Below are 24796 nucleotides of genomic sequence, written 5' to 3'. Positions count from 1 at the left end.
AGCTTCATAGATGGCGGTCATGGACGATCTGGTCGGCATTTTGGAATTCTATCGGGAAGCGGGGGTTGATACGCCACTCGACGACCAGCCTGTGAACAGGCTTGCGATCCCCGAGCCAAGCAGTGACCAGCGCCCTGCCGTCGCCTCATCGGCTCGTTCTGTTGGCGACGCCCGACCGGCTGGGACTTCGGGGCTTGCAACGCCATCCGCTCCAGCGTCCTCCCAGGACCTTCCGGCCCGCATTGCCGAGGCCACAGAGATTGCCCGGCAGGCAGAGACACTGGATGCTCTCCATCAGGCTCTGGCCAACTGGTCGGGAATCAATCTGGCCCAGGCTGTGCCGCACAGGGTGTTTGGTTCCGGGCCGGAGACGTCTTCTCTGCTCGTCATCGGCGACTGCCCCGAGAAGGATGATGTGACGGATGGGCCGTTATGGAGCGGTTCAGCAGGCCGCATGACGGACCGGATGCTTGCCGCCATCGGCCGAAGCCGCGCCGATACGCGCATGGCAGCAGCATGTCCATGGCGTCCTCCGGGCGGCCTCGCCAGCGAAGAACAGCAAGCGCTTCTACGGCCATTCCTGCTGCGTCATATCGCTCTCGGCAAGCCGCAGGTCATTCTCAGCTTCGGGCAGACGGCGTTACGAACCCTTACGGGCGGCTCGAATAATTTTCTGAAAGAGCGCGGTCGCTGGCATTCCATCGAGGTCGCCGCTGACTCAGGCTCGATGGTCCCGATTGTAGTCCGCCCGACATTCCATCCCCACTACCTGATCAAGAATCCTGCTCAGAAGCGCCTGACATGGCAGGATCTTCTTGCCGTGAAGTCTCGCCTCACTGAAAAGAAATAGTCCGCATTCTCTGCCACAATTCCGCCTTGGTCAGTGTGGAATGGCGCGCGATGAACTATCGTCTTCTTGCCCCCTTCGCGTCGCTTTTTCTGAGCGCCTTCCTGATGTTCGCGGCCATCGGCCTGACGAACCTCATCATTCCGCTGCGCGCCGGCGTCGAGGGATGGAGCGCAGGGACCATCGGCGTTATCGGCATGGCGCAGGCGATCGCCTTCACGGCGGCCTGTTTTCTAATGCCCGTCCAGATCCGCCGGGTGGGCCATATCAGAACCTTCGCCGCCATCCAGACGGTTCTCGCCGCATCGATCATCCTGCACGGTCTGGTCGTCAGCCCATGGGCCTGGGCTCTCTTCCGGGTGCTCGCCGGTCTTGCCGCCGCCGGCAGCTACATGGTCCTGGAAAGCTGGCTCAACGAAAAGGCAGAGCCCGCCAATCGGGGCTTCGTGCTTTCGGCCTATCTCATCGTCACGATGGTTGGCCTGACAGCAGGGCAATATGCCTACACCCTCTTCGAAATCGGCGACGGGCGTCTCTTCCAGCTGACCGCCCTCCTCTTTGGCGCGGCGCTTTTGCCGATGACGCTTTCCGTTTCGCCCTCGCCCGTGCCGCCGGAGACCGTGAAGCTTGATCTGAACGGTCTATTCGCTCGCTCGCCGGTCGGTTTCGTCGGTGCCTTGCTATCGGGCTTTCTCTTCGGAGTATGGAACTACTTTGCCCCGCTTTACGGGCAGCGGATCGGCCTTTCTTCGGTCGCGACAGCCACGCTGGTCTCCGCCGCCATGGTTGGCGGCATGCTTGCCCAGTTTCCTTTCGGACGGCTCTCCGACCGTATCGACCGCCGCTACGTCATGGCGATGATCGGCGCGGTGGGAGCGGTGGTCTGTCTCTTCCTTTCCATGGCGGCACCGCAATCGGCGTTGCTCAACATGATGGGCACGCTGATGATCGGCATGGCGCTGTTCCCGAGCTACTCCATCGCCGTCGCCCACACCAACGACCACGCCAATGCGGACGAGTTCGTTCAGGTGTCGGGAAGCCTTCTCATCACCTATGGCATCGGCACGATGGTCGGCCCGGTCATTGGAGGTCAGCTCTTTAGCCTGATAGGGCCGATCGGCCTGTTCGTGTCTCTTGGTACGACGTTCCTTGCTTATGGCAGTTACGCCTATTGGCGGACGACACGGCGCGAGGCCATCGCTCCGGAAGAGCGCGACGACTTCCAGGCGGTGCCGGTCACGCCGTTCCAGACCCAGCAGGTTTACGAACTCGATCCCCGTCAGGATGAAAGCGGTCCGGTCGAACAGGAAGAGGCGGCCGCCTAGGCGGCTCCTTCAGCTCGGAGAAGTCAGTTTCTTGGCGCGACGGCGTTCCAGGCCGAGTTTGTGCTCGCGCCAGATGATGGCGAGGCCCGCGACGATGATGATCGCACTTCCGATGATGGTATAGACAGTTGGCACTTCGCTGAAGACGAGGAAGCCAACGCCGATCGCGACCACCATCGATGTGTATTCGAACGGCGCAATGGTGACGAGGCTGGCGTAGCGATAGCTTTGGGTCAGCAGGATCTGGCCGAGCCCACCGAGGGCACCGCTGCCAATGAGCAGGGCCCATTGGGGGCCGGTCGGCCAGTCCCATCCGAATGGCAAAGTTGCAAGCCCTGCCAGACTGGCGACAGCGCTGAAATAGAGAACGATCGTCGCAGATGTTTCCGTCTTGACCAGCCAGCGGACCGTCACCATCGCCCAGGCAGCGAAGAAGGCCCCCGTCAGTGCGACGATGACGCCCGTACCCTGCCCGGCTTCCAGCCCGTCGACGATATTCATGTTCGGCCAGGACACGATCACGACGCCGACCAGACCGACCACAACTGCGCCCCACCGGAAGATGCGGACGGTCTCACCGAGAAACAATGCCGAAATGATCGTGACAAAGAGCGGATTGGCGTAGAACAGCGCTGTGGCGTCTGGCAGTGAAAGATGACTCAGCGCATAGAAATTGCAGCCCATCGCAAAGACGCCGGCGCAGCCGCGCAGGACATGAGCAAAAGGCCTCTCGGTTCGCCAGGCGCCATGGAGCTGGCCGCGCGCGAGAAGCCAACCCAGAACGAACGGCATGGCGAAAAAGGAACGGTAGAAAACGAGCTGTCCTGCCGGCAGATCACCCGCCGCCTTGATACAACTTGCCATCGCAAGAAGGGTGCAGACCGACATGACCTTGAGGCCAATGCCCTTTAAAGGCTGTGGCTGGGGCGCGGGCGGCGCAAGACGCTCCGACCCCTCGTCGGAAGTCGGATCGGAGGTCGCGACATTGCCCGCTTGATATGCCGGTCGGCTCACTCTCGGCTGGCCTGTATCGTTTCCCAGACGCGCAAAGGCGTCGCGGGCATTTCGATATGCGTGACGTCATAAGCACGGTGAAGCGCGTCCACCACCGCATTCAGAACGGCGGGCGTCGCTCCGATCGAGCCGGCCTCGCCCGCCCCCTTGATGCCCATCGCATTGGTGGTGGATGGCACATTTCTCATCGAGAAATCGATGCCCGGTATATTGTCGGCGCGCGGCATGGCGTAATCCATGAAGCTGGCCGAGATCAGCTGTCCTTCCGGCGAATAGACGCTTTCCTCAAGCAGTGCCTGACCGATGCCCTGTGCGATACCACCCATGACCTGACCTTCCAGAAGAAGCGGGTTGACCGCCACACCGAAATCGTCGGTCACAACATAATTCATAATGACCGTCTTGCCGGTCTCCGGATCGATCTCGACTTCGCAGATATGCGTGCCGTTCGGATAGGTCGCTTCGTCCTGTTTGACCTCTTCGACGACGACCAGTTGCGAAGGATCCTTCGCCCGCGATGCCAGATCCGAGAGGCTGAGAATCCGATCGGTTCCGGCCACGCGGATCCCGTCTTCGAAGAATTCGAGATCGGCGGCATCGGCCTCCAGTTCATCCGAAGCAATCTGTCTCAGATTTTTTTCCAAGACTTCGCCGGCGCGGCGTACCGAGACACCGCCGAGCGGAATGGAGCGTGAGCCGCCCGTTCCGCCACCGGATGGAAGAGCGTCGCTGTCCCCCTGCTCCACCGCGATACGTTCGACCGGCAGGCTGAAAAGATCGGCAATGAACTGCGCATACGCCGTTTTGTGGCCCTGCCCGTTGCTCTGCGTCCCGATCCGCAGAAGGAGACGGCCGTCGGACTGGAGACGCAGGTCGGCCGGTTCGGAGCCGGCAAAGGCGCACGCCTCAATGTAGGTCGCCATGCCGATACCGCGCAAACGGCCCTGCTGGCTGCTCTTTTGAAGACGCGTCTCGAAGCCGCTCCAATCCGCTTTGTCCATGGCGGCATCCATATGGCCGGCTGGCTCGCCGACATCATAGTTCCGGCCCGCCGGGGTCTTGTAGGGAAACGACGAGATGAAATTGCGTCTGCGGATTTCGTCCTGCGCCAGCCCCATCTCGCGGGCACACACGTCGACCAATTTCTCAATCAGAAATGCCGCCTCCGGCCGTCCCGCTCCGCGATAGGCATCGACCGGCGCCGTGTTCGTGTAGACGCCGGTTATGTTCATATCGAGCGTCGCAATGTCGTAGATACCGGTCGCCATGGACGCGCCGAGATAGGGGATCAGCATCGCGTTGCGGGAGGTGTAGGCCCCCATATTGGCAAGAAGATCGATCCTGAGACCCAGGAAGCGCCCCTCTTCATCCATCGCCATGGACGCACTTACCAGATTGTCCCTGCCCTGAGCATCGGTGAGAAAATGGTCCGTCCGGTCGGCTGTCCATTTCACCGGCGAGCCGAGGCGCCGCGCGGCTTCGCAGACCAGCACATATTCCCGGTAGGCCCAACTCTTCGGCCCGAAGCCGCCCCCCACATCATAGGTCATCACATGTACATCGCCCGGTTCGACGCCAAGGCTGGCCGCGACCTGGGATCTGCAATTATGGACGCCCTGCGTTCCGGTGGTCAGCACATAGCGGTTGTCGCGATATTCACCGACGGCGCTACGAACCTCCATGTAATTGGCCACGAGCCGGTTGTTCCAGAACTCGACCGTGGTCACATGATGGGCTCCGCTGAACGCCTCGTCCGCCTTCTCCCGATCCCCTATGACCTGTCGGTAGGCAATGTTCGCTTCGTCCTTTGCGGCGGACCGTAGATCGACGACCGCGTCCCCCCCATCGAAACTGACGGGAATGAGTTCCAGCGCGTCGATCGCCTGATTGCGGGTTTCGGCGACGATGAAGGCAAGCGCGTCGCCCATATAGCCAACCTCGCCCTCCGCAAGGATCGGAATTGAACGGCCTTCGGCTTTCGACCCGTCGGGCTGTTTGGGTTTGAAACCAGTCTCCAGCGGCTGAAGATGGCGCGTATCTTCCCCCGTCAGCACAAGTTTGACGCCGGGCGCGGAACGAACCTCCGAAAGATCGCCGAAGGAAAAGCCTCCGCTTGCGACGGGCGCGCGCAGAACAGCACCATAAAGCAGGCCATCGCGCTTTTCATCGTCGGTAAAGCGACCCTTGCCAGTCACCAGCGGATCGTCCTCGACCCGCTTTACCGACTGCCCCAATCCGAATTTCGGTGTCGTAACGCTCATATCTCACCCTTTTCGAAGCAGCTCCGGCTAGAACAAAAGCAGCAGTTTGGAGCCGCGCGGGTCTTGCGCTAGACGAAGCCTGAACGGTCTACCCGACTCGACAGCAACACGAAAACCCGCAACCGAATGTGAGAGATAGAGGCCAATCATGAGAAGCGAAGTCGGAACAACCGTTAAGCTCTCCAATTATGCGCCGGCGGCCTATCTGGTGCCTGCGATTGACCTCACTTTCAGGCTCGATCCGAAGCGCACCATCGTTCGGGCCGTCATGCAGGTGCGGCCCAATCTCGGAACGCCCCCCGGAACCGAACTGGTTTTCGATGGCGACGGAGTCGAGATGCTGGATCTCAAGCTCAATGGAGAACCGATCGAGGCCAAGACCTCCCCCGATGAACTGAGGATCGAGAACGTTCCCCACGAGGCCTTCACGCTGGAGATCGAGACGGCTATCGACCCGGAAGCCAATCTTGCCCTGTCAGGCCTTTATCGCTCCAACGGCGTCTATTGCACGCAGTGCGAGGCCGAGGGCTTTCGCCGGATCACCTATTTTCCCGACAGGCCCGACGTTCTCAGCGTCTACTCCGTACGGATCGAAGCGCTAGCGGATCAGGCCCCCGTTCTGCTCTCCAATGGCAATCCCGGCGAAAGCGGCGCTTTGGAGGCTGGCTGGCATTTCGCCGAATGGCACGACCCGTGGCCAAAGCCATCCTATCTCTTTGCGCTCGTCGGCGGCGACATTGTGGGAAGCTTCGACACCTTCACCACCATGTCGGGGCGGACGGTCGATCTCGGCGTCTATGTCGAGCGAGGCAAGGAAGACCGGACGGGATGGGCCGTCGATAGTCTCAAACGCTCGATGAAGTGGGACGAGGAGACGTTCGGCCGTGAATATGATCTCGACGTCTTCAACATTGTTGCCGTCTCGGACTTCAATATGGGCGCGATGGAGAACAAGGGCCTCAATATCTTCAATGACAAGTATATTCTGGCCGATCCGCAGACCGCGACCGACGTTGATTACGCCAATATCGAGACGATCATAGCGCATGAATACTTCCACAACTGGACCGGCAACAGGATTACCTGCCGCGACTGGTTCCAGCTCTGTCTAAAGGAAGGCCTCACCGTCTATCGCGATCACGAATTCTCAGCCGACATGCGCAGCCGGCCAGTCACGCGTATCGCAGAAGTCAGGACGCTGAAAGTGGCGCAGTTCCCCGAGGATGCCGGACCGCTCGCGCATCCCGTCAGGCCGACCTCCTATCGCGAAATCAACAACTTCTATACCGCGACCGTCTACGAAAAAGGATCTGAGGTGATCCGTATGCTGCGGATCGTCATCGGCGAAAAGGCATTCCAGAGCGGCATGGCTCTCTATTTCGACCGCCATGACGGCGATGCGGCGACAATCGAAGATTTTCTCACCTGTTTCGAGGAGGCCTCGGGCCGCTCACTGTCCCAGTTCGCGCTCTGGTATCATCAGGCTGGAACCCCGCAAGTCACGGCACAGACAGCATATGACGAGCAGGCACAGACGCTCACCCTCACGCTGGAACAATCGACACCTCCTACCCCCGAGCAGAACGAGAAAGAGCCGGTTCATATTCCGATCTCCTTTGCTCTATTCGGAGCCGGTGGCGAGGAACTGGCTGTGCCAAATCAGTCGGAGGCAGTACGGGACAATGTGATCCACCTGACCGATCGCGAAATGACGATTGAATTTCAGGAGATGGAAAACCGCCCTGTCCTATCGCTGCTTCGGGGCTTTTCCGCGCCGATCAACCTGAATTTCGACCAGCCTATCGAGGACCGGATCTTTCTGGCACGGCACGAGGGCGACCTTTACACGCGCTGGCAGGCGCTGGATCGGCTGGCAACGGATGCGATCATCTCATCCTACCGCGATAGTGGCGGAGAGCAGCTAGCGAGTGGCACCGACGCCCTGCTGGATCTCTACGGCGAGATGGCGGCGGACGAGAGGCTGGACACGGCGTGGCGGGCACTTGCTCTTTCTCTGCCAAACGAAACCACACTCGTTCGTGAAATCGAACGGAATGCGAACCCCGATGCGATCCACAAGGCGCGCGAGACTTTTTTCCACGCCATCACCAGCCGACATGGCGAGGCTTTCGGGATACTTTACGAGAGCCTCGTTTCCAACGAACCCTATTCTCCTGACCCGCAATCGGCTGGTCGGAGAGCGCTTGAGCTCGCCCTCCTCGACTATTGTACCATGGCGGAGAACAGCGGCGAACGAGCTAAGAAGTTGTTCGACGAAGCCGACAACATGACCGAGCGTGCCGGGACGCTGGAAGTTCTGATGCTGAGACGCCCGGCCAGCCAGGAAACGGCGGCCGCGCGCGCCACGTTCGAGGAGCGGTACGGCAGCAATCCACTCATCATGGACAAGCTACTCGGCATGGTCGCCAAAATCCCCGGTTCCGATGCTCCCGAACGCGTGCGCGCGGCCATGACGCATCCCAATTACGTGGAAACCAACCCGAACCGGGTACGTGCCCTGATCGGCAGCTTTGCGGCTGGCAATCCGACCGGCTTTCACCAGCCCGACGGCACTGGCTACCGGCTGCTCGCGGAAGTGATCGGGCGCGTAGCAACCCGCAATCCACAATTGGCGGCACGCATGGCGACGCATTTTCGCTCGTGGAAGGGCATGGATTCGACCAGGCGGGAAGCCGCGCATCAAACCTTGCTGGAACTGCGGAAGACTTCCGGATTACCTCTCGATGTGAGAGATATCCTCGACCGCACACTGTCATAAAAAGAAAATTTTCCTTCGAGACCTTGATTTCCAAGACTTAGACTTAGTCAAGGTAACGAATTGTAAATTTTCTCACTGGACAGACCGAGTCCCCAATGATTCTAATGGGGTGATTCGGGCAGTTGGCGTAACCGGATCTTACGAGGGAAAATCGGCAAGGCGGAGCCGGGATATGGCGATGACAGACGCGCTTCGCGCGACTGGCTTGTGGGGATTCACGCCCAGAAGCGGGACAAAAAAGAATAATCCCGGCATCCCTCGCGATGCGCGCCTCATCGCGGCACCGGCCGATTACGACCGGCTGGTCCAGATGGAAAAATTCTTCCGTCGAATCATTCCGATACTTTGCGTCATCTTCCTCGCGATTGTCGCGGCGATTCGTGGCTACAATCTGTTCGACCAACATCGCAGTCTCGAAGACAGCGCCGGAACCACATTGCGGCTGTCCGCAGACCTTACGGCTCTGAGCCTCAGGAACGACGGACCGGGCGCACCGAACCAGCTCGGGCGGGAGGTCGATGCGGCCGACGCGATTGCCGAACTGCTCTCGCAGAGAGGCGGGCGGCTCATCCAACTCGATGGCGATGCCCGCATTCTGGCCAGCCAGCCGCCCCTGCCAGGCGCCTTTAACGGACGGCCTCTGGAAGACCTGATCAGCGGTGCGCAGCCCCTTAGACTCTTCGGCGAGCGGGCCGGCGTTCAGGAGGTCTCCTATCGGGGACAGGACGCCCTCGCCACCATGGCGTTTATTGGCGAAACGTCTGCCGACGGCGCGATCCTGGCCGTGATCGAGCGCGAGATTCTTCTCTCCGGCTTCAAGCGTACGGCCTCCACCAATGCGACGCTTTTCGTCGTGACGGCCGGCCTGCTGCTTTTCATTCTCTATGCCTATTTCGGTCAGACCGCCCGGGCCAAGGAAGCCGACAGGCTTTATGTCGAAACCAATCAGCGGGTCGATCTGGCGCTCAAGCGCGGTCGTTGCGGCCTTTGGGACTGGGACGTGGCGAGGGGCCTAATGTATTGGTCACGTTCGATGTTCGAACTGCTGGGCTATGAAAGTGCCGACCGGATGCTCTCCTTCGGGGATGTCCAGTCCATCATTCACCCGGCGGATATCGACCTGTTCGCACTGGCGCAGCGGATCGTCGCCGGCGAAACCCGGCAGATCGACGAGATCTTCCGGATGCGGCATGCCAATGGGTATTGGGTACGGATGCGCGCACGCGCACAGGCCCTGCCCGGCTGCGACGATGGTGGCGTCCACCTGATCGGGATCGCGGTCGACAGCACCGAGCAGCACGAACTCGAAGAGCTTCACGCCGAAACCGACCGCTATCTCCGCACCGCGATCGAGACGATCACGGAAAGCTTTGTTCTCTGGGATGCGCAGGACCGGCTGGTCCTCAACAATACGCGCTATCGCGATCATACCGGCCTTCCGGCCGAATTGCTCAAGGAAGGAACGCCCCGCGCCGATATTGAAGCGGCCATGACGTCGGTCGCATCGCAAACCCGGAAGGCCGGTACGGGCGGCGCCATCAACTATGAGCGCGAACTGGCCGACGGTCGCTGGGTTCAGGTCAACGAGATACGCACCGCCGACGGCGGCACCGTGTCGGTCGGCACGGACATCACCCAGCTTAAGACACAGCAGGAGCGCCTCGTCCGCTCGGAACACAGGCTGATGGCGACGATCGCAGAGCTTTCGCAGGCCCGCCGCGCCGAAGAAGAGCGCTCACGCGAACTGACCGAACTGAACACGCGTTACGGCGCCGAAAAGGAACGCGCGGAGCGCGCCAACCAGGCAAAGAGCGAATTTCTCGCCAATATGAGCCATGAACTCCGCACGCCGCTCAATGCCATCATCGGCTTTTCCGAGATCATGACGACGCGCATGTTCGGCCCGCTTGGCTCGCCGCGTTACGTCGAATATGCAGAGGATATCCATAGCTCCGGCACCCACCTGCTCAACGTGATCAACGATATTCTCGATATGAGCAAGATCGAGGCGGGACGGTTCGAACTGGAGACGGAAAAGGTCAATCTCAGCACGGTCATCGAGGAGACCGTTCAGATGATCGTCGTCCAGGCCGATGAAAAGGATATCGATATCGATCTGCGGATCGCCGACGACATTACGATCGAGGTCGACAGGCGGGCCGTCAAACAGATCGTTCTCAACCTGTTGAGCAATGCGGTGAAGTTTACCGACAAGGGGGGCCATATCGTTCTGAAGGCCCACCAGGTGGGCAAGGAAGTGCTACTGACGATCATCGATGACGGTTGCGGCATCGAGCGCGAGGCCATGCGCCGCCTCGGACGGCCCTTCGAACAGGTGCAGAACCAGTTCAGCAAGAGCCATGTCGGTTCGGGGCTCGGTCTCGCCATTTCCCGATCTCTGGCCGAGATGCATGGCGGTTCGCTGCGAATGGTGTCTCGCCCGGGCGCCGGCACCGCTGTCGGCGTGCGCATTCCAGAGCAGACGAAAGTTCTGCACTGACCGGACGCCGCGTTATGGCTTAGAACGCGAGAGGCGCGTTTTCCTTTACCTCCTTCATCACGAAGAATGTGCGGATCTGCCGTACGCCCGGCAGTGCAATCAGCATTTTTCCGTGCAGCAGATTGAAGTCGGCCATGTCCCGCACACGGATTTTGAGAAGGTAGTCGAAATCACCGGCGACGAGATGGCAGTCCAGCAATTCCTTCCGCCGAACTGGTCAATCTCGGCCGCACCGTGCGCGAGGACGAGATCGTGATCAACGAGGATTACGCCCATCTCGGCGGAGCGCCCGCCCTCAACGGCTACAGCTATTATTACAAGGACGGCTGAGCCCGCTACCGCCAGTCGGAATCCGCACGGCTGAGCCCTTCACTGAAAAGAAAATGGCCCCGGAATCGGCCGGGGCCATTGTCACGCTCAATCGATCTCTTCGACGCTTACTGCGCCTGCCCCTCTGTCGTAGAAGGGTCGACGGGCTGCTGCGCATCCGGCGCAGGCTCATTGCCCCTAGGTGCATCGCCGTCCCTTGGCGCGCTCTTCATCTGATCGTTGCCACCACGGCGGTGAAATTTCCCGCCGGGACCACGGTGATGGCCACGGCGCATTTCGGACGCTTCGAGACGGCCGTCATTGTCGCGGTCGAGACGGGCAAAGACCCGTTCGCGACTGGCTGCGGCCTCTTCGACGGAAAGTGATCCGTCCTTGTCCGTGTCGAAGCGGCTGATGAGGCGTTCGGCACGTCTCTCAAGCCGTTCTTCCTGACGCTTCTTGATCGCTGCGACAGCCTCTTCAACGGTAATCGAACCATTTCCGTCAGCATCGGCATTGGCGAGCGGGCCTTCCATTGCAGCGGCAAATTCCTCGAAAGAGATTGTGCCGTCCGAATCCGCATCAGCGTCCTTGAAACGCTGCTCCATTCCGGCGCGGGGCGCTCCGTCTCGCATGCCGTGATGTCTGCCATGGTACCCAGAATCTGCCATCGCCGGGGCAATCGTGGAGGCGATGGTAGCAAGGCCGATAAAGCCGGCCGCAAGTTTCAGTTTCTTCGACATTTCAGTCTCCAGTCGTTTCGTCCCCTACACGATTTACGAGTCCGAAACGGGCCCTCCCGTCGCTTTCTCGCGGTGAATGCCCGTCAACCGATCGAAGATCGTTCCAACCGTCGTCTGGGCCTCCTGCACTTGCGAAAGGAGTATCCCGAGATCGGGCGTATCCATCCGCCTGCAGAGCAGTTCGACGAATCCTTGCGGCGCCTTGCCCGGATCGACCTCGCTATCGAGACAAATCCGGAGAATCTGAAGGAGCATCGTCATCAGATCATAGGCATCGACGAGCGCGTCGCTTTCTGCACGACTGACATAGGCGGCCGAGAGGTCGGCAAGAATAGGGCGCGTGCCCAATGTGGAGAAATGATAAGATTCCAGCGATTTGGTAAGTTTGGCAATCTGAGCGACGAACTCCAGATCGATCAGGCCGCCGGTTGCCAGCTTGACGTCGAAAGGTCCTTTTGGCGGCTTGGCCTCGGCAATCCGCAGGCGCATTCGGCCAGCCTCTTCCGCTATGTCCGAGCGTTCAGCAACGAGATCGAGACTTTCCAGGATCGTCGCCTCGATGTCGCGACCCAGCGCCTCGTCTCCGCAAACGACCCGCCCGCGCGAAAGCGCCATCTTTTCCCAGATCGCGGCACCGTTTTTCTGGTAGGCGCGGAATGCCTTGTGAGAGGTTGCCAACGGGCCCTGATTTCCAGAGGGCCGTAGCCGCAGATCCATCTCATAAAGCACCCCTTCCGCAGTCGGGGCCGAGACCGCGGCGACCAGCCGCTGCGAAAGGCGCGTGAACCATGTCGGCGCGTCCAGCGGTCGTTCGCCGTCCGACTGGCTCGCCCCCTCCGCGTGATCGTAGAGAAAGATGATGTCGAGATCGGATCCCGCCGTCATTTCGCGGCTGCCGAGCCGGCCCATTCCGAGGATGGCGACACGGCCGCCCGGCACCTCCCCATGTTTGGCGGCAAATACCGAACGAACCGCCTGCAAAGCGCGAGTTTGCAGAAGATCGGCCAGCGTGGTGAAGCACTCGCCTGCTTCCGCCGCATTGATCGCCCCGGTCAGCAAACGGGCCGAGATCATGAAACGCTGTTCGACCGCGAAAATCCGCAGGCGATCGAGCCTGTCCTCATGATCGCGTGATTGCGCAAGAAACGGATCGAGACGTCCGGCGAGCGCCTCCTTGTCCGGCACGAGCGAAAGCCGGTCCCGATCGACCAGCGCGTCAAACACATGAGGGCGTTTGGAGATCGTGGCCGCCATTCGCGGCGCGGTCGCCAGAATGGTTGTCAGAAGAGAGAGAATATGGGGGTTGCCCGCCAGAAGCGAAAAGAGCGGAACGCCGGCTGGCAGAGCGGCTAGCATCTCATCCATTTTCGTCACCGTCTCGTCAGGACGGCCGCTGGCGGCGAACGCCCGAAACAGATCGGATTGGATGACGGTCAGCATCTGCCGTGCAGAGGTCGAACGCAGTGCACGGTATCGGCCGGTATGCCAGGCGCGCACCAGACGCGATATGTCGGCAGGGCGTTGGAAACCGAGGGCGCTCAGCCGCTCCAGCGTGCCGGGATCATCCTGATCGCCTGTGAAGACGAGGTGATCGGCGAGATCTCCTTCTTCTTCGCCTTCCTCCGCGAAAAGCGCGGCGAAGTGTTCGTCTACGCGCTGGAGCGTTGCCAGAAACTTTTCCGAAAAGGCCTTCTGATCCAGAAAGCCCATAAGGCTGACGACCCTCGTAAGCCCCTCTTCGTCGCGCGGAAGGCTGTGATTCTGCTCGTCGGCCACCATCTGTATGGCGTGCTCGACATCGCGCAAAAACCAGTAGTCGCGCGTGATCTCATCGCTTGCATCCTGGGCGATCCAGCCGTGAGCGGCAAGCGCGTTCAGCATTGAGGTGGTAGAACGGCCGCGAAGGTCTTCCACGCGGCCGCCCGCAATGAGTTGCTGTGTCTGAACGAAAAACTCAACCTCGCGAATGCCGCCGCGGCCGAGTTTGACGTTATGCCCAGCGACGACAATGTCGGTGCCGCCCTTGTGAGCCGCAATCTGGCGCTTGATCGCGCGGATATCGGCGATGGCCGCGAAATCGAGATAGCGACGCCAGACAAAGGGACGCAATTCGGCGAGGAACGCCTGCCCGGCCTCGATATCTCCGGCCACGGCTCGCGCCTTGATCATCGCAGCGCGTTCCCAGTTCTGTCCACGGGATTCGTAATATTGCAGCCCTGCGCTGACGGGCATGGCGAGCGGCGTGGCGCCGGGATCGGGCCGCAGGCGCAGATCGGTGCGGAAGACATATCCATCCGCCGTGCGATCCGACAGAAGACGCACCATCCGGCGCACCTGCTTGACCATCGCTTCCGGCAGTCCGTCGCGGCTCACGGCCCCTGACGCGTCTGGATCGAAGAAGACGATCAGATCGATATCGGACGAGAAGTTGAGTTCGCGACCGCCGAGCTTTCCCATACCGATGACGATCAGTCCGCTGTCGGCTTCGGGCCTCGTCTCATCGGCAGGGTTCAATATGCCCTGTCGGGCCAGATCGTGACAGAGAAAGCGCGCGGTCGCCTGAAGAACGGCTTCAGCCAGTTGGGTCAGATATTCAACGGAGACCTCTGCCGCACCCCCCGCTCCGATATCCGCCAGCGCAATGGCGATGTGGGCGTTGAGCTTATGGCGACGAAGCCCGGCGGCGAACTCCTTTTCGTTCAGTCCCTCGCCCTCGGTGAGCGCCATAATGGCCGCAATCTCTTCCTCGACCACGCCGTTCAGGCCACAATCGCTCAATCGGCGCAACAGGTCGGGATTGCGGAGAAGCGCCGAACGCAGAAAGGGCGAAAGATCGAGAACGCCGAGCAGAAAGTCCCGAAGCGCTCCCGACTCTTCGATCATTGACGAAACGGCGTTGACTTCTGCCTTGAGAGCCGATTTTCGGAGATCCTCGAGCCATTCTTCCGCGCGCTCCCGATCGAGCGGCGGCGGAAAGGATTTCAGCTCCAGGCGACCCGACCCTGACGTCCGATCCTCCACGACGGCTGATGTCTCCTCATTCTCCATGCGTCCCCCTCCTCCCAATTGCGGCCGAACCTATGGCGACTTCTCTTCCGAGCCGTCTGCCTTCTCCAACGGCAGAAAAAGCCGCGCCGCAAGTCCCGGATCATTGTCGTCCAGAACCAAACGTCCCTCGTGAAATTGCGCAACAGCCTTGACGAGTGAGAGGCCGAGTCCGGAGCCGGGACGCGTGCGGCTTTCCTCGAGCCGAACGAAGCGTTCCGTCACACGGCTACGCTCCGCCGGCGGAATGCCAGGGCCGTTGTCGGAGACCGTCAGTACAGCCTGTTCGTCATCCTTGGTGAGGTGCATGCGAATGGCGATAGGCACATCCTCCTGCGCGCCATGCCGGAGGGCGTTTTCCACCAGATTGGCGAGCGCCTGGCCGACCAGTTCACGGTTGGCGTGAATGATGACCGGGCTATCGCCGAAATCGCAGATGAGTTCACCTCCCGCCTCTTCAGCGGCCGGTTCGTATAATTCGCACACATCGGCGGCGATCTCGGTCAGGTTCACGGCCTTGCGATCATCGATGGCATTACCCGCTTCGAGACGGCTGATCCGCAGAATGGCGGCGAATGTCCGGATCAGTTGGTCCGATTCCGCGATCGTCTGTTCCAGCGCGGCGCGCGTCACCTCGGGATTGTCGAGATCGACGAGGGCGGCCTCTGCGCGGTTTCGAATGCGGGTGAGCGGCGTCTTCAGATCATGGGCGATATTGTCCGCCACATGCTTTAGCCCTTCATTGAGTTCACCGATACGCCCAAGCATTATGTTGATGCCGCTGGAGAGCTGGTCGAACTCGTCGTGAGCCGCTGTCACCGGCAGGCGTTGAGACAGATCACCGGCCATGATCCGGTCGGTGGCGATCGAAACCTTCTCGACCCGGCGCAAACCTTGGCGCCCAACGAAGTACCAGATTAGCAGCGACCCCAGCCCCATAATCGCCAGTGCGATGACGATCGCCCGCCGCGTTATGTCGCGCAGCCGTTCCGGCTCACCCAGATCGCGGCCGACCAGCATCGTCATGCCGTTGGGTAGGAGGAAGACCTGCGCCATGGCGTGATGGGCGTCGTCTCCCTCCAAGAGGGCACGCAGATTGAGTTCACCGGCGCGGATCGCCTGGCTGTCGCCGTAGCGAAGATAGGCAAATGGCTCCTCCGTCCAGCCCTCCTGATCGAGCAGATCGGGATCGAGCGCTTCGACATTGCCAGTCAGTATGCGGCCGTCCTGCCCTGCCACGAGGTAGAGGTAGGCGCCGGGCTGGCGGGATCGCCTATCCAAAGTCCGGATGAGCCTCGGCAGCCCTCCATGCCGATAGACCTTCGCCAGTTCGGCAACCTCTTCCTCGATGGTCGACCTTGTCTGGTTCGCCATCATGCTGGCCGACAGTGCGGTCATGTATAAGACCAGAATGAGCGCGCAGACCATGAAGAGCAGAACGAACAGCGCCGACAGGCGCGTTGCCGTCGACCGCATAATGGCTGGAAGGCGTACGGCCATCGCCATTACCCTTTGAGCATGTAGCCGACACCGCGAACCGTGTGCAGGATTGGGGTATCGAAGTCGCGCTCGATCTTGCTGCGCAGGCGGGAGATATGAACGTCAATCACATTCGTCTGCGGGTCGAAATGATATTCCCAGACATTTTCGAGCAGCATGGTGCGCGTCACGACCTGACCTGCATGGCGGACTAGGTAGTCGAGCAGCTTGTATTCGCGCGGCTGTAGAAGAATGGTCTGCCCCGCCCGTTTGACTGTGTGGGAGAGCCGGTCAAGCTCGAGATCGCCCACCCGCAGCTCGGTCTCGACTTCCGGCTTGCCCTTGCGGCGAGCCAGCACTTCGACCCGGGCCAGCAGTTCCGAAAACGCATAAGGCTTGGTCAGATAGTCATCGCCGCCGGCGCGCAAACCGGTGACGCGGTCATCGACCTCGCCCAGCGCGGATAGGATGAGGACGGGTGTGTGTATGCCTTTTGCCCTCAGGCCCGACACGACCGACAGACCATCGCGGCGCGGCAACATTCTGTCGACGACGAGAACGTCGTAATCGCCGGTCTCCGCCAGTGCGAAGCCGCTTTCACCATCGCGTGCGACATGGGCCGTATGGCCCGTCTCTGAAAACGCCTTTTCCAGATAGTCGGCGGATTCACGGTCGTCTTCGACAATCAGCAGCTTCATTTCTTTCCATCCATCATTTGCTGTTTCTGCACATAGGGCAGAATGCAGGTCGGCGGCAGGCTGTTGGCCCGCCGCCGTTGAAAAAGACGCATATCCGGAAGAGGAACAATGGACCGCGTCTTTGTCTTCTCCCGCCACGTGGTTCAGGGGACGCGAACCGGTGTAGCAGGCAGAAGGTCGTTCGATCAGCCTCGTGAGACCGGCAAGGCGACGAAACGCTGCGCGTCGTTCGTCTTCACCTGCATGAGGACAGCCCGGCGACCGCCTTCGAGCGCCTTGTCCGTCGCATCGGTTACGTCCTCGGCACTGTTCACAGCCTGACCATTCACCTTGAGAATGATATCGCCAGCCGAGAGCCCCTTGTCTTCCGCATCGGAATCGGCCTCGACCTCGGTAATCACCAGACCCTCTCCGTCCTCAGCGGGCGTCACGGTCAGTCCAAGGTCATCCAGTGAGGAAGATGCCTGCTCGGGCGCTTGAGAATCTTCCTGAGCCGGACCGGACGACATGGCCATCTCATCCGGCTTCGGCATCAGACCAAGCTGGACATCGATGTCCTTGGTATCGCCGTCGCGGAAGACCGAGACCGTGATCTCGGTATCGGGTTCGAAACCGGCAATCTTGCGCGACAGGGAGCGAGGATCATCGATCTTTTCTCCATTGACAGCCACGATGATATCTCCAGCCTCGATGCCAGCCTGAGCGCCGGGGCTCTTTTCGGTCGGCTGCTGGACGAGCGCGCCCTCGGCCATGTCGAGACCGACGGCCTCTGCAATGTCGTCGGACACCGGTGCAATCTGTACGCCGAGCCAGCCGCGTTCGATGGAACCGTCATCGATCAGATCATCGACGATACGGGATGCCGCCGTCGCCGGAATAGCGAACGCGATGCCGACATTGCCGCCCGAGGGCGAGAAGATGGCCGTGTTGATGCCGATCACCTCACCCGCCGTGTTGAAGGCAGGGCCGCCGGAATTGCCGCGATTGACCGGAGCGTCGATCTGGATGAAGTCATCGTACGGACCGGCGCCGATATCACGTCCGCGAGCCGAGACGATGCCGGCCGTGACAGATCCGCCGAGGCCGAATGGATTGCCAATCGCCAGGACCCAGTCGCCGACCCGCACCTTCGAATCGTCGGCGAATTTGACGAACTGAATGTCGCGGCCTTCCGTATCAACTTTCAGGACGGCCAGATCGGTGCGCGGATCGGTGCCGACGAGTTTGCCGTCAAGCTCGGTACCATCATCGAGCACCACCGTGTAGGACGAACCGTTTTCGACCACATGATTATTGGTCACCACGTAGCCATCTTCGGAGATGAAGAAACCGGAGCCCTGACCGCTCGGACGCTCCCGGCGCGGACGATCGCGCTCTGCCCTGTCGCGCTCGCGATTTGGCCGCGCATCATCGTCCTGGCCACCGAACTCGCGGAAGAAACGACGGAACGGATGATCTTCCGGAAGCTGTTCCAGCCCGGGCATGCCGCGAAACTCGAAGCTGAACCCGTTCTGGTTGTTGGAGGTCAGCTGGCGGTTGGATTTGACCCTGACCGAGACCACAGCCGGCGAAACCCGTTCGACCACATCAGCAAAACCGTCGAACGCCGTCGAACGTTCGGTTGTCGGAACCGTGACCTGATCGGCGAAGGCGGGCATCGACTGATAGGTCGAAATCCCCGCGGCTCCGCCGCCTAGAATTGCCACAGCGCCAGCGGCAGCGAGAAGTCTGCGGCGAAGAGGAGTGGAAGGCTTTTGCGCCATAGAGGTGTTCCTTTGTTTCGAAATTCAAACTTCGAATTCTTGGGCGGGCGACAAATTTCGCCGCGTCATGGATCACGATCTATAGCGCGTCGCCTTACAGGGCGATTTCCAGCGCGTGAAAACTTCGTAAGGTAGGGTAACGACCGGAGCCCGATCGGGACGAATTATCGTTCACGGTCTTCCGATAGGACGCCATTGAGACGCGCCTCTTCTTCTGCGGTCAGAGGCGCAGCAAGAGGCTCTTCGGAAGCCGTAACGGTCCGTCGGGGCCGGCGCAGAAAAAGGAAGGCCCCGCCGCCGACAAGAACGAGAAGCGGGGTAGCCCAGAGAAGGACGGTCGTCGGCGAAAAGACAGGCTTTAGCAGGACGAACTGGCCGTAACGCGAAACGATGTAATCGACCACCTCCTCGTCGGACTCACCCTCCTTCAATCTGTCGCGAACCAGAATACGCAGGTCCCTGGCGATTTCGGCATCCGAATCGTCGATCGACTGATTCTGGCAAACCAGACATCGAAGTCCCGATGAAATCTCTCTGGCCCGGCTTTCAAGCGCGGGATCGTCCAGCATCTCATCGGGTTGAACTGCGCTTGCGGGTGTGATGCCGAGGCCCAGTCCGAGCATCAGCGCCAGGAGAAAATGCTTCATCCGACCGCCTCCGCGGTGTGGCGATTGCGCGACTTCGGCGCGCGCGGAGCACCGACCCGCAGGCGGCGGTCTGAGAGGGACACGAAGCCGCCGATCGTCATGAGTAGCGCGCCCAGCCAGATGAGCGTCACCAGAGGCTTGTACCAGATGCGCACGACCGCTCCGCCGTTTTCGCCAAGATCGCCGAGCGACAGATAGAGCTGCGAAAAGACAAAGGTCCGGATTCCCGCTTCAGTGGTGGGCATGCGGCGCGCGGTATAGATGCGTTTCGACGAACTGATCTCGCCAATCGACACTCCCTCCAGCGTTTCCACGGCAAAACGCGCACGGTCGGCCACGAAGTTCGGGCCTCGTTCCGGGACGATGGTATCGAATGTCACCCGATAATCGGCAATCTCGACCTGATCGCCAGGCTGCATCGTCAGGATCCGCTCCTGCTGAAACGCAGTGACACAGACGATTCCGAGTACCGTAACGCCAAGTCCGGCATGACCGAGTGCCGTTCCAAACATGCTTCGGGGCAGGCCAACGAGGCGGCGTCCGGCAACGCTCGGCGCGACGCGCCCAAGACCGGCCTTCACCGCAAGATCGGTCACCGCGCCAGCCAGGAGCCACGCTGCAAGCCCCGCTCCGAGAGCCGCGAAGACCGCAGTCGGATCGACGAATATCAGGCAAACGGCAACAGCCAGAACCGCAAAGCCGAACGCCCAGGCAAGGCGAAGGGAGACGCCGGCGAGATCAGCCCTCTTCCACGACAGGAGCGGACCGAAGGGAACTGCAATCAGCAGCGGTACCATCAGCGGCCCGAAAGTCAGGTTGAAGAAGGGCGCGCCGACCGAGATCTTTTCGCCGGAAAAGGCTTCGACAAGCAGCGGATAGAGCGTGCCGACCAGCACCGTGGCGGTAGCGGTGGCCAGAAACAGATTATTAAGAACGAGAGAGCCTTCACGGCTGATCGGCGCAAAGAGGCCGCCGACTTTTAAGCTCGAGGCGCGCAAGGCAAAGAGCAGCAGGGCGCCGCCGATGAAGAAGGTCAGAATACCCAGAATAAAGAGGCCACGCGTCGGATCCGAAGCGAAGGAGTGAACCGACGTCAAAATGCCAGATCGCACGAGGAATGTGCCGAGCAGCGACAGCGAAAAGGTTATGATGGCCAGAAGTAGCGTCCAGACCTTCAACGCATCGCGCTTTTCCATCACGATCGCCGAATGCAGCAGCGCCGTGCCGGAAAGCCAGGGCATGAAGGAAGCGTTCTCCACCGGGTCCCAGAACCACCAGCCGCCCCAGCCGAGCTCGTAATAGGCCCAGTAAGAGCCAACCGCGATCCCCGCCGTCAAAAAGGTCCACGCCAACAGCGTCCATGGACGCACCCAGCGCGCCCAGGCCGCCTCCATGCGTCCATCAATCAATGAAGCGATAGCGAAGGAAAACGCGACGGAAAACCCGACATAGCCGAGATAGAGAAGCGGCGGATGAATCGCGAGGCCGATATCCTGAAGGATGGGGTTGAGATCCTGCCCCTCCAACGGGGCCGGCGATAAACGCGCGAACGGGTTCGATGTCAGGAGGATGAACAGAAGGAAGGCCGCGCTGACCCATCCCTGAATGGCCAGGACCAACGTCTTCAGACGCAGCGGCAGGCTCTTGCCGAAGGCCGCGACAAGCGCGGTAAACAACGCCAGAATGAAGATCCACAGCATCATGGAGCCTTCATGATTGCCCCAGGTCGCCGTCACCCGATAGATCGCCGGCTGCTGCGAATGCGAATTTTCGAAAACGTTCAGAACGGAAAAATCCGAACGGTAATAAGATGCTCCGAGCACCGCGAAGGACAGCGCCACAAGCAGGAAATTGCAAAGTGCAGTGGGCGTCGCAGTCGCCATGACCCGTTCGTCATGACGTAGTGCGCCAGCCAGAGGCACGATCGCGAGAAAAAGCGACAGTGCCAATGCGAGCACCAAGGCGAAATGGCCGGTCTCGATCAGCATCGGGTGTGTTCTCTCAATCTATTGGGTTGCCGGAACCGACGCTGTCGGTGTGTCGGAGACCGCAGTCGTCTCCGGTTCAACGTAAGAGCCGCCGCCCTCGCCATCCGGCTCCCAGAGGCCCTTTTCCTTCAAACTGTCGGCGACCTCGCGCGGCATGTAATTCTCGTCGTGCTTGGCCAAAACCGTATTGGCGAGAAATACGCCATCCGGGCTCATCTCACCTTCTGCGACCACGCCCTGCCCCTCACGAAACAGGTCGGGAAGGATGCCCTGATAGCGAACGGGAACGGCTGCAAGGCCGTCGGTCACGGAGAACCGCACCAGTTCGCTTTGGCCGCGTTCCACCGATCCGGTAGCGACCAGACCGCCCAACCTGACCCGCTGGCCGGGTTCAAGCGGCTCCTCCGCGATCGCGGACGGGTCGACAAAAAAGACGATCTGCTGGTTGAGCGCCGTCAGGACGAGCGCCAGCGCCAAGCCAAGAAAGGCTGCTCCACCAGCGATAAGACCAAAACGCTTCTGCTTGCGTGTCACGAGCGTGTCTCCGAGTCGTCGCTGGGCGGGGCCGCGTCACCGGACTGCGACAGCGCCTCTGCCGCCGAGCGTATCTTCTCCCGGGCAGCCTCATCCCCCTCGAATGCCTTCAAGGCCCGACGGACCGCCTCAGTGCCCTTCTCCGTATCACCCATCACGCGGTATGCATTGATCAAGCGCAACCATTCGTCGATTGAGCCGCCATTTTCTTCCAGCCTTGCATCCAATCCCGACACCATCTGGCCAATCATGGCCTGACGGTCCTCCGTCGACAGTTTCGAAGCCGCGGAAACATCATCGGCGCTTGGGCCGGGGCCTCCTTCCGCCGCCGGCTCGGCGGCGGCGAGCTGGGCCGCCTGACGCGCAGCGGCAAACCATGGCGAATCGGGCTCCTGGCTTTCGGCCAGTTCGTTCCAGAGGCGCACCGCTTCGGCGGTGTCGCCCTCCTGCCGGGCTGCCAGCGCCAAGAAATAACGCGCGCGCGGCTCGGCCGGCTGCAATTCAAGAGCGCGCTCCAGGCGGGTTTTCGCGTCCGCCGTGACAACGCCGTCGGCCGCCGCAATCTCGGCCTCCGCCAATGCCGCCAGTCCCGGTGCGCTTTCGCCGCTCAGGCGAAGGAGTGCACGATAGGCATTTGCCGCGTCCTCGAACCGGCCGACCCGCATATAAATCGGCGCGAGCGCGGCCCAGCCGCGAACATCAGACGGATTTTCATTCAACGCCCTTTCGGCGCGGGCGATCAATTCCGACACACTGCTCTGGCGTGGATCCTGCTCCAGGCGGGCCTGAAGAGGCTGCGAAGGAAGCGTTGGCTCGCCCAGAACACTGTAGAAGGCCCAGGCCCCCAACGGCACGGCAAGGAGAGCCAGGAAAAGATACACTTTTGGCACTCGATGACGCTGCCGTTCCTCATGCTGTTCGCGCGCATGCAGCAGGCGCCGGCCGATTTCCGCCCGCGCCTCCGCTGCCGTCGGCTCATCCAGAGAGCCTCGCTCGATCTCCCTGTCGAGCGCAGCAAGCTGCTCGCGATAGACGGCTTCGTCGGCGGCAGCGTTGGCATTTTCGGTTGCAAGGCCCTGCTTGGGCAACGCGAAAAGGATCGCCGCCATCACGGCGAACGTCATCAAGGCGGCGATAGTCCAGAACATCATCATGGTCAAAATCGATCGTTTAGATCACGGCCCAACTGCCGTTTTCGGTGCGGCAAGCGGCGCCTTTCAGCGTCTTGATCTCGCCCTCGATGGTCAGAGTATGGCTGAACTGACGGCAATCCTGCCGGCCGACGCGGTAGGGCTGATAGGCAACGACTCGGCCACTCTCGCCGCTCTCTGCCTGCCATGTCACCGCTTCACCCCGCCCCTTATATTCCAGCGCCTGATATTCGGCGGCAAGGGCCAAGCTGCGCGAGGCTTCGGCCTCAAGTCCCGAGTTCGGACGAGCTGCCAGCCCGTCCTGCATGCCAACCGACGGCCCGCCGGCGGGTGGTGCGAATGAGCTGGAGGGCGCGCCGCCCGTTAATGTCGTGCAACCGGCGAGCGAAAGCGCCGCGGCCGTCAGCCCGATAGCTCGGAAGGCCAAAGAAACGCGCCTGATCGGCATCAGATGGGAGGCAGTGGATCGGTTCAATTGTCTTTCCCTTCTGAAGCCTTCCTATCACCGTCGCTGCGGTGCAGAAAAGGGTATAGAGGGCAAAATAAGCTCCGCTCGCAGCCCCCCTATATTTGCTCGAGCCAGACGAAGTTCGCCACCATATTCGCCGGCGGTTTCAGAGACGATCGACAGGCCGAGCCCCGTGCCCGGCACCGTCTCATCCAGCCGCTGGCCACGTTTGATGGCGCGCTCTGCCTGATCCTGCGGAATCCCCGGACCATCATCCTCCACCGCCAATATGACGACAGCACGGCCATCGCGCTCTTCCGGCCTTGCCGAAAGGCGAAAAACGGATCGCGACCATTTCGCCGCGTTTTCGAGGAGGTTACCCAGCATCTCTTCGAGATCGTGACTCTCCCCCGCAAATACCAGTCCGGCAGGGACGTCGTCCTCGACGGTCTTGTCTGCGCGAGATGCACGCGTGTCGAGCCGCAGCGGCCCGCAGACAAGTTCGGAACTGGCATGGCCCGCCGCGCGCCGGATCAAAGCACGCACACGGGCCAGTATTTCCTCGATGTGAAAGGGTTTAGCGACGTAATCGTCGGCACCGGCATCAATGCCCGCCACCTTGTCGCTCCAGCGATCGCGGGCCGTCAGGATCAGGACCGGCATGATCCGCCCCTCGCGACGCCAACGCTCCAGAACCGAAATTCCATCGATTTGCGGAAGGCCGAGGTCCAGGACGACGGCGTCGTAAGGTTCCGTGTCGCCGAGGAAGTGGCCCTCTTCACCATCGGTCGCGCTGTCGACGGCGTAACCGGCATCCTTGAGGGCTTCGCATAGCTGGCGATTCAGTTCCGTATCGTCTTCCACCACGAGAACACGCATAGGCCAACACTCTCCCGATCATCGTTCAAATGTTGTTTGCCCGCACTCGCGGTCCGCAATCAAGTGGGAAGAGACACCTATCGCATCGGTACGACGACTTCTTCGCGGCGAGGACGGCCGCCTTGGCCATCCGGCACGAGCATCACCACGCGGCACTGGCCATCGCCGACAGCATCGGCCCGTAACAGCCGCGCACCGCGCTTCTGCGCTAATTTCTGGCCCACCGCATAGCAATTATCGGCGACCTTCAGCACCGGCAGCGTCGACGACCGGTCGGGCTTCGGCGCAGGCCAGTCGTGCGCATGGGCAGGAAGAGAACCGCCCATCACTGAAAGGACCGCAAAGATGGCGAATATCGTTTTCATGGAGCCCGTATACTGCAATCC

The 24796-nt window shown here is 61.0% G+C and carries 18 protein-coding genes and 2 pseudogenes; 4 read left to right on the top strand and 16 right to left on the bottom strand.

Annotated elements, in window-relative coordinates; translation table 11 throughout:
- Positions 1-10: 10 nt before the first annotated feature.
- Both D8780_RS04315 and D8780_RS04310 read left to right on the top strand, forming a co-directional pair.
- Positions 11-850, top strand: a complete 840-nt coding sequence (locus D8780_RS04315; RefSeq protein ID WP_121644514.1) for a uracil-DNA glycosylase — start codon at positions 11-13, stop codon at positions 848-850.
- Between the two features lie 50 nt (positions 851-900).
- Positions 901-2172 (top strand): MFS transporter, encoded by a 1272-nt coding sequence (locus tag D8780_RS04310; RefSeq protein WP_147440280.1) that lies wholly within the window; start codon positions 901-903, stop codon positions 2170-2172.
- Positions 2173-2181: 9 nt separating this feature from the next.
- Here D8780_RS04310 and D8780_RS04305 read toward each other — a convergent pair whose 3' ends face one another.
- Positions 2182-3186, bottom strand: coding sequence for a DMT family transporter (locus D8780_RS04305; protein WP_245412257.1), 1005 nt, complete (start codon positions 3184-3186; stop codon positions 2182-2184).
- On the bottom strand, positions 3183-5447 hold the full coding sequence (locus D8780_RS04300) for a xanthine dehydrogenase family protein molybdopterin-binding subunit (protein WP_121644511.1): 2265 nt from the start codon (positions 5445-5447) through the stop codon (positions 3183-3185). Before D8780_RS04300 ends, D8780_RS04305 begins: the two co-directional genes overlap by 4 nt.
- Before the next feature lie 148 nt (positions 5448-5595).
- Here D8780_RS04300 and pepN point away from each other — a divergent pair, with 148 nt between their 5' ends.
- On the top strand, positions 5596-8226 hold the full coding sequence (pepN, locus tag D8780_RS04295; protein ID WP_121644510.1) for an aminopeptidase N: 2631 nt from the start codon (positions 5596-5598) through the stop codon (positions 8224-8226).
- 172 nt (positions 8227-8398) lie between these two features.
- Positions 8399-10726, top strand: a complete 2328-nt coding sequence (locus D8780_RS04290; RefSeq protein ID WP_121644509.1) for a PAS domain-containing sensor histidine kinase — start codon at positions 8399-8401, stop codon at positions 10724-10726.
- A 19-nt stretch (positions 10727-10745) separates the two neighbouring features.
- On the opposite strand, the pseudogene D8780_RS04285 reads toward D8780_RS04290, so the two are convergent.
- The 14 genes and pseudogenes from D8780_RS04285 to D8780_RS04225 all read right to left on the bottom strand — a co-directional run.
- Positions 10746-10931, bottom strand: a pseudogene (locus D8780_RS04285) (Lrp/AsnC ligand binding domain-containing protein); the annotation flags it as partial.
- Positions 10932-11163: 232 nt separating this feature from the next.
- Positions 11164-11778, bottom strand: coding sequence for an EF-hand domain-containing protein (locus D8780_RS04280; RefSeq protein WP_121644508.1), 615 nt, complete (start codon positions 11776-11778; stop codon positions 11164-11166).
- A 33-nt stretch (positions 11779-11811) separates the two neighbouring features.
- The gene (locus D8780_RS04275; protein ID WP_121644507.1) at positions 11812-14826 is read right to left on the bottom strand and encodes a bifunctional [glutamine synthetase] adenylyltransferase/[glutamine synthetase]-adenylyl-L-tyrosine phosphorylase; all 3015 of its coding nucleotides are present in this window, start codon (positions 14824-14826) and stop codon (positions 11812-11814) included.
- Positions 14827-14856: 30 nt separating this feature from the next.
- Entirely contained in the window at positions 14857-16323 is a 1467-nt protein-coding gene (locus D8780_RS04270) for a sensor histidine kinase (protein WP_121646355.1), read from the bottom strand.
- A gap of 5 nt (positions 16324-16328) precedes the next feature.
- Entirely contained in the window at positions 16329-17000 is a 672-nt protein-coding gene (locus D8780_RS04265) for a response regulator transcription factor (protein ID WP_121644506.1), read from the bottom strand.
- A gap of 185 nt (positions 17001-17185) precedes the next feature.
- Positions 17186-18763 (bottom strand): Do family serine endopeptidase, encoded by a 1578-nt coding sequence (locus D8780_RS04260; protein ID WP_121644505.1) that lies wholly within the window; start codon positions 18761-18763, stop codon positions 17186-17188.
- Positions 18764-18927: 164 nt separating this feature from the next.
- Positions 18928-19410 (bottom strand): cytochrome c-type biogenesis protein, encoded by a 483-nt coding sequence (locus tag D8780_RS04255; RefSeq protein ID WP_121644504.1) that lies wholly within the window; start codon positions 19408-19410, stop codon positions 18928-18930.
- Positions 19407-21395 (bottom strand): heme lyase CcmF/NrfE family subunit, encoded by a 1989-nt coding sequence (locus D8780_RS04250; RefSeq protein WP_121646354.1) that lies wholly within the window; start codon positions 21393-21395, stop codon positions 19407-19409. Before D8780_RS04250 ends, D8780_RS04255 begins: the two co-directional genes overlap by 4 nt.
- 21 nt (positions 21396-21416) lie before the next feature.
- Positions 21417-21932, bottom strand: a complete 516-nt coding sequence (gene ccmE, locus D8780_RS04245; RefSeq protein WP_121644503.1) for a cytochrome c maturation protein CcmE — start codon at positions 21930-21932, stop codon at positions 21417-21419.
- On the bottom strand, positions 21929-23086 hold the full coding sequence (ccmI, locus tag D8780_RS04240) for a c-type cytochrome biogenesis protein CcmI (protein ID WP_210209455.1): 1158 nt from the start codon (positions 23084-23086) through the stop codon (positions 21929-21931). Before ccmI ends, ccmE begins: the two co-directional genes overlap by 4 nt.
- A gap of 16 nt (positions 23087-23102) precedes the next feature.
- Positions 23103-23558, bottom strand: a complete 456-nt coding sequence (locus D8780_RS04235) for an RT0821/Lpp0805 family surface protein (RefSeq protein ID WP_147440279.1) — start codon at positions 23556-23558, stop codon at positions 23103-23105.
- A gap of 27 nt (positions 23559-23585) precedes the next feature.
- Complete coding sequence (locus tag D8780_RS15900) at positions 23586-23954, bottom strand: ATP-binding protein (RefSeq protein WP_281004579.1); 369 nt, start codon at positions 23952-23954, stop codon at positions 23586-23588.
- Positions 23952-24410 (bottom strand): annotated as a pseudogene (locus D8780_RS15895) (response regulator); the annotation flags it as partial. The pseudogene D8780_RS15895 and the gene D8780_RS15900, both read right to left, overlap by 3 nt.
- A 77-nt stretch (positions 24411-24487) precedes the next feature.
- Entirely contained in the window at positions 24488-24775 is a 288-nt protein-coding gene (locus D8780_RS04225; protein ID WP_147440278.1) for a hypothetical protein, read from the bottom strand.
- Positions 24776-24796: the final 21 nt, after the last annotated feature.

Source organism: Notoacmeibacter ruber (assembly GCF_003668555.1).
GTDB classification, from domain to species: domain Bacteria; phylum Pseudomonadota; class Alphaproteobacteria; order Rhizobiales; family Rhizobiaceae; genus Notoacmeibacter; species Notoacmeibacter ruber.
This window is presented reverse-complemented; position numbering and strand designations above follow the sequence as displayed.

What these genes read in the sequence shown, in the direction of transcription:
- D8780_RS04315 (WP_121644514.1), top strand. Translation starts at nt 11, where the DNA reads ATGGCGGTCATGGACGATCTGGTCGGCATTTTGGAATTCTATCGGGAA.
- D8780_RS04310 (WP_147440280.1), top strand. Translation starts at nt 901, where the DNA reads ATGAACTATCGTCTTCTTGCCCCCTTCGCGTCGCTTTTTCTGAGCGCC.
- D8780_RS04300 (WP_121644511.1), bottom strand. Translation starts at nt 5,447, where the DNA reads ATGAGCGTTACGACACCGAAATTCGGATTGGGGCAGTCGGTAAAGCGG.
- pepN (WP_121644510.1), top strand. Translation starts at nt 5,596, where the DNA reads ATGAGAAGCGAAGTCGGAACAACCGTTAAGCTCTCCAATTATGCGCCG.
- D8780_RS04290 (WP_121644509.1), top strand. Translation starts at nt 8,399, where the DNA reads ATGGCGATGACAGACGCGCTTCGCGCGACTGGCTTGTGGGGATTCACG.
- D8780_RS04280 (WP_121644508.1), bottom strand. Translation starts at nt 11,778, where the DNA reads ATGTCGAAGAAACTGAAACTTGCGGCCGGCTTTATCGGCCTTGCTACC.
- D8780_RS04275 (WP_121644507.1), bottom strand. Translation starts at nt 14,826, where the DNA reads ATGGAGAATGAGGAGACATCAGCCGTCGTGGAGGATCGGACGTCAGGG.
- D8780_RS04270 (WP_121646355.1), bottom strand. Translation starts at nt 16,323, where the DNA reads ATGGCCGTACGCCTTCCAGCCATTATGCGGTCGACGGCAACGCGCCTG.
- D8780_RS04265 (WP_121644506.1), bottom strand. Translation starts at nt 17,000, where the DNA reads ATGAAGCTGCTGATTGTCGAAGACGACCGTGAATCCGCCGACTATCTG.
- D8780_RS04260 (WP_121644505.1), bottom strand. Translation starts at nt 18,763, where the DNA reads ATGGCGCAAAAGCCTTCCACTCCTCTTCGCCGCAGACTTCTCGCTGCC.
- D8780_RS04255 (WP_121644504.1), bottom strand. Translation starts at nt 19,410, where the DNA reads ATGAAGCATTTTCTCCTGGCGCTGATGCTCGGACTGGGCCTCGGCATC.
- ccmI (WP_210209455.1), bottom strand. Translation starts at nt 23,086, where the DNA reads ATGATGATGTTCTGGACTATCGCCGCCTTGATGACGTTCGCCGTGATG.
- D8780_RS04225 (WP_147440278.1), bottom strand. Translation starts at nt 24,775, where the DNA reads ATGAAAACGATATTCGCCATCTTTGCGGTCCTTTCAGTGATGGGCGGT.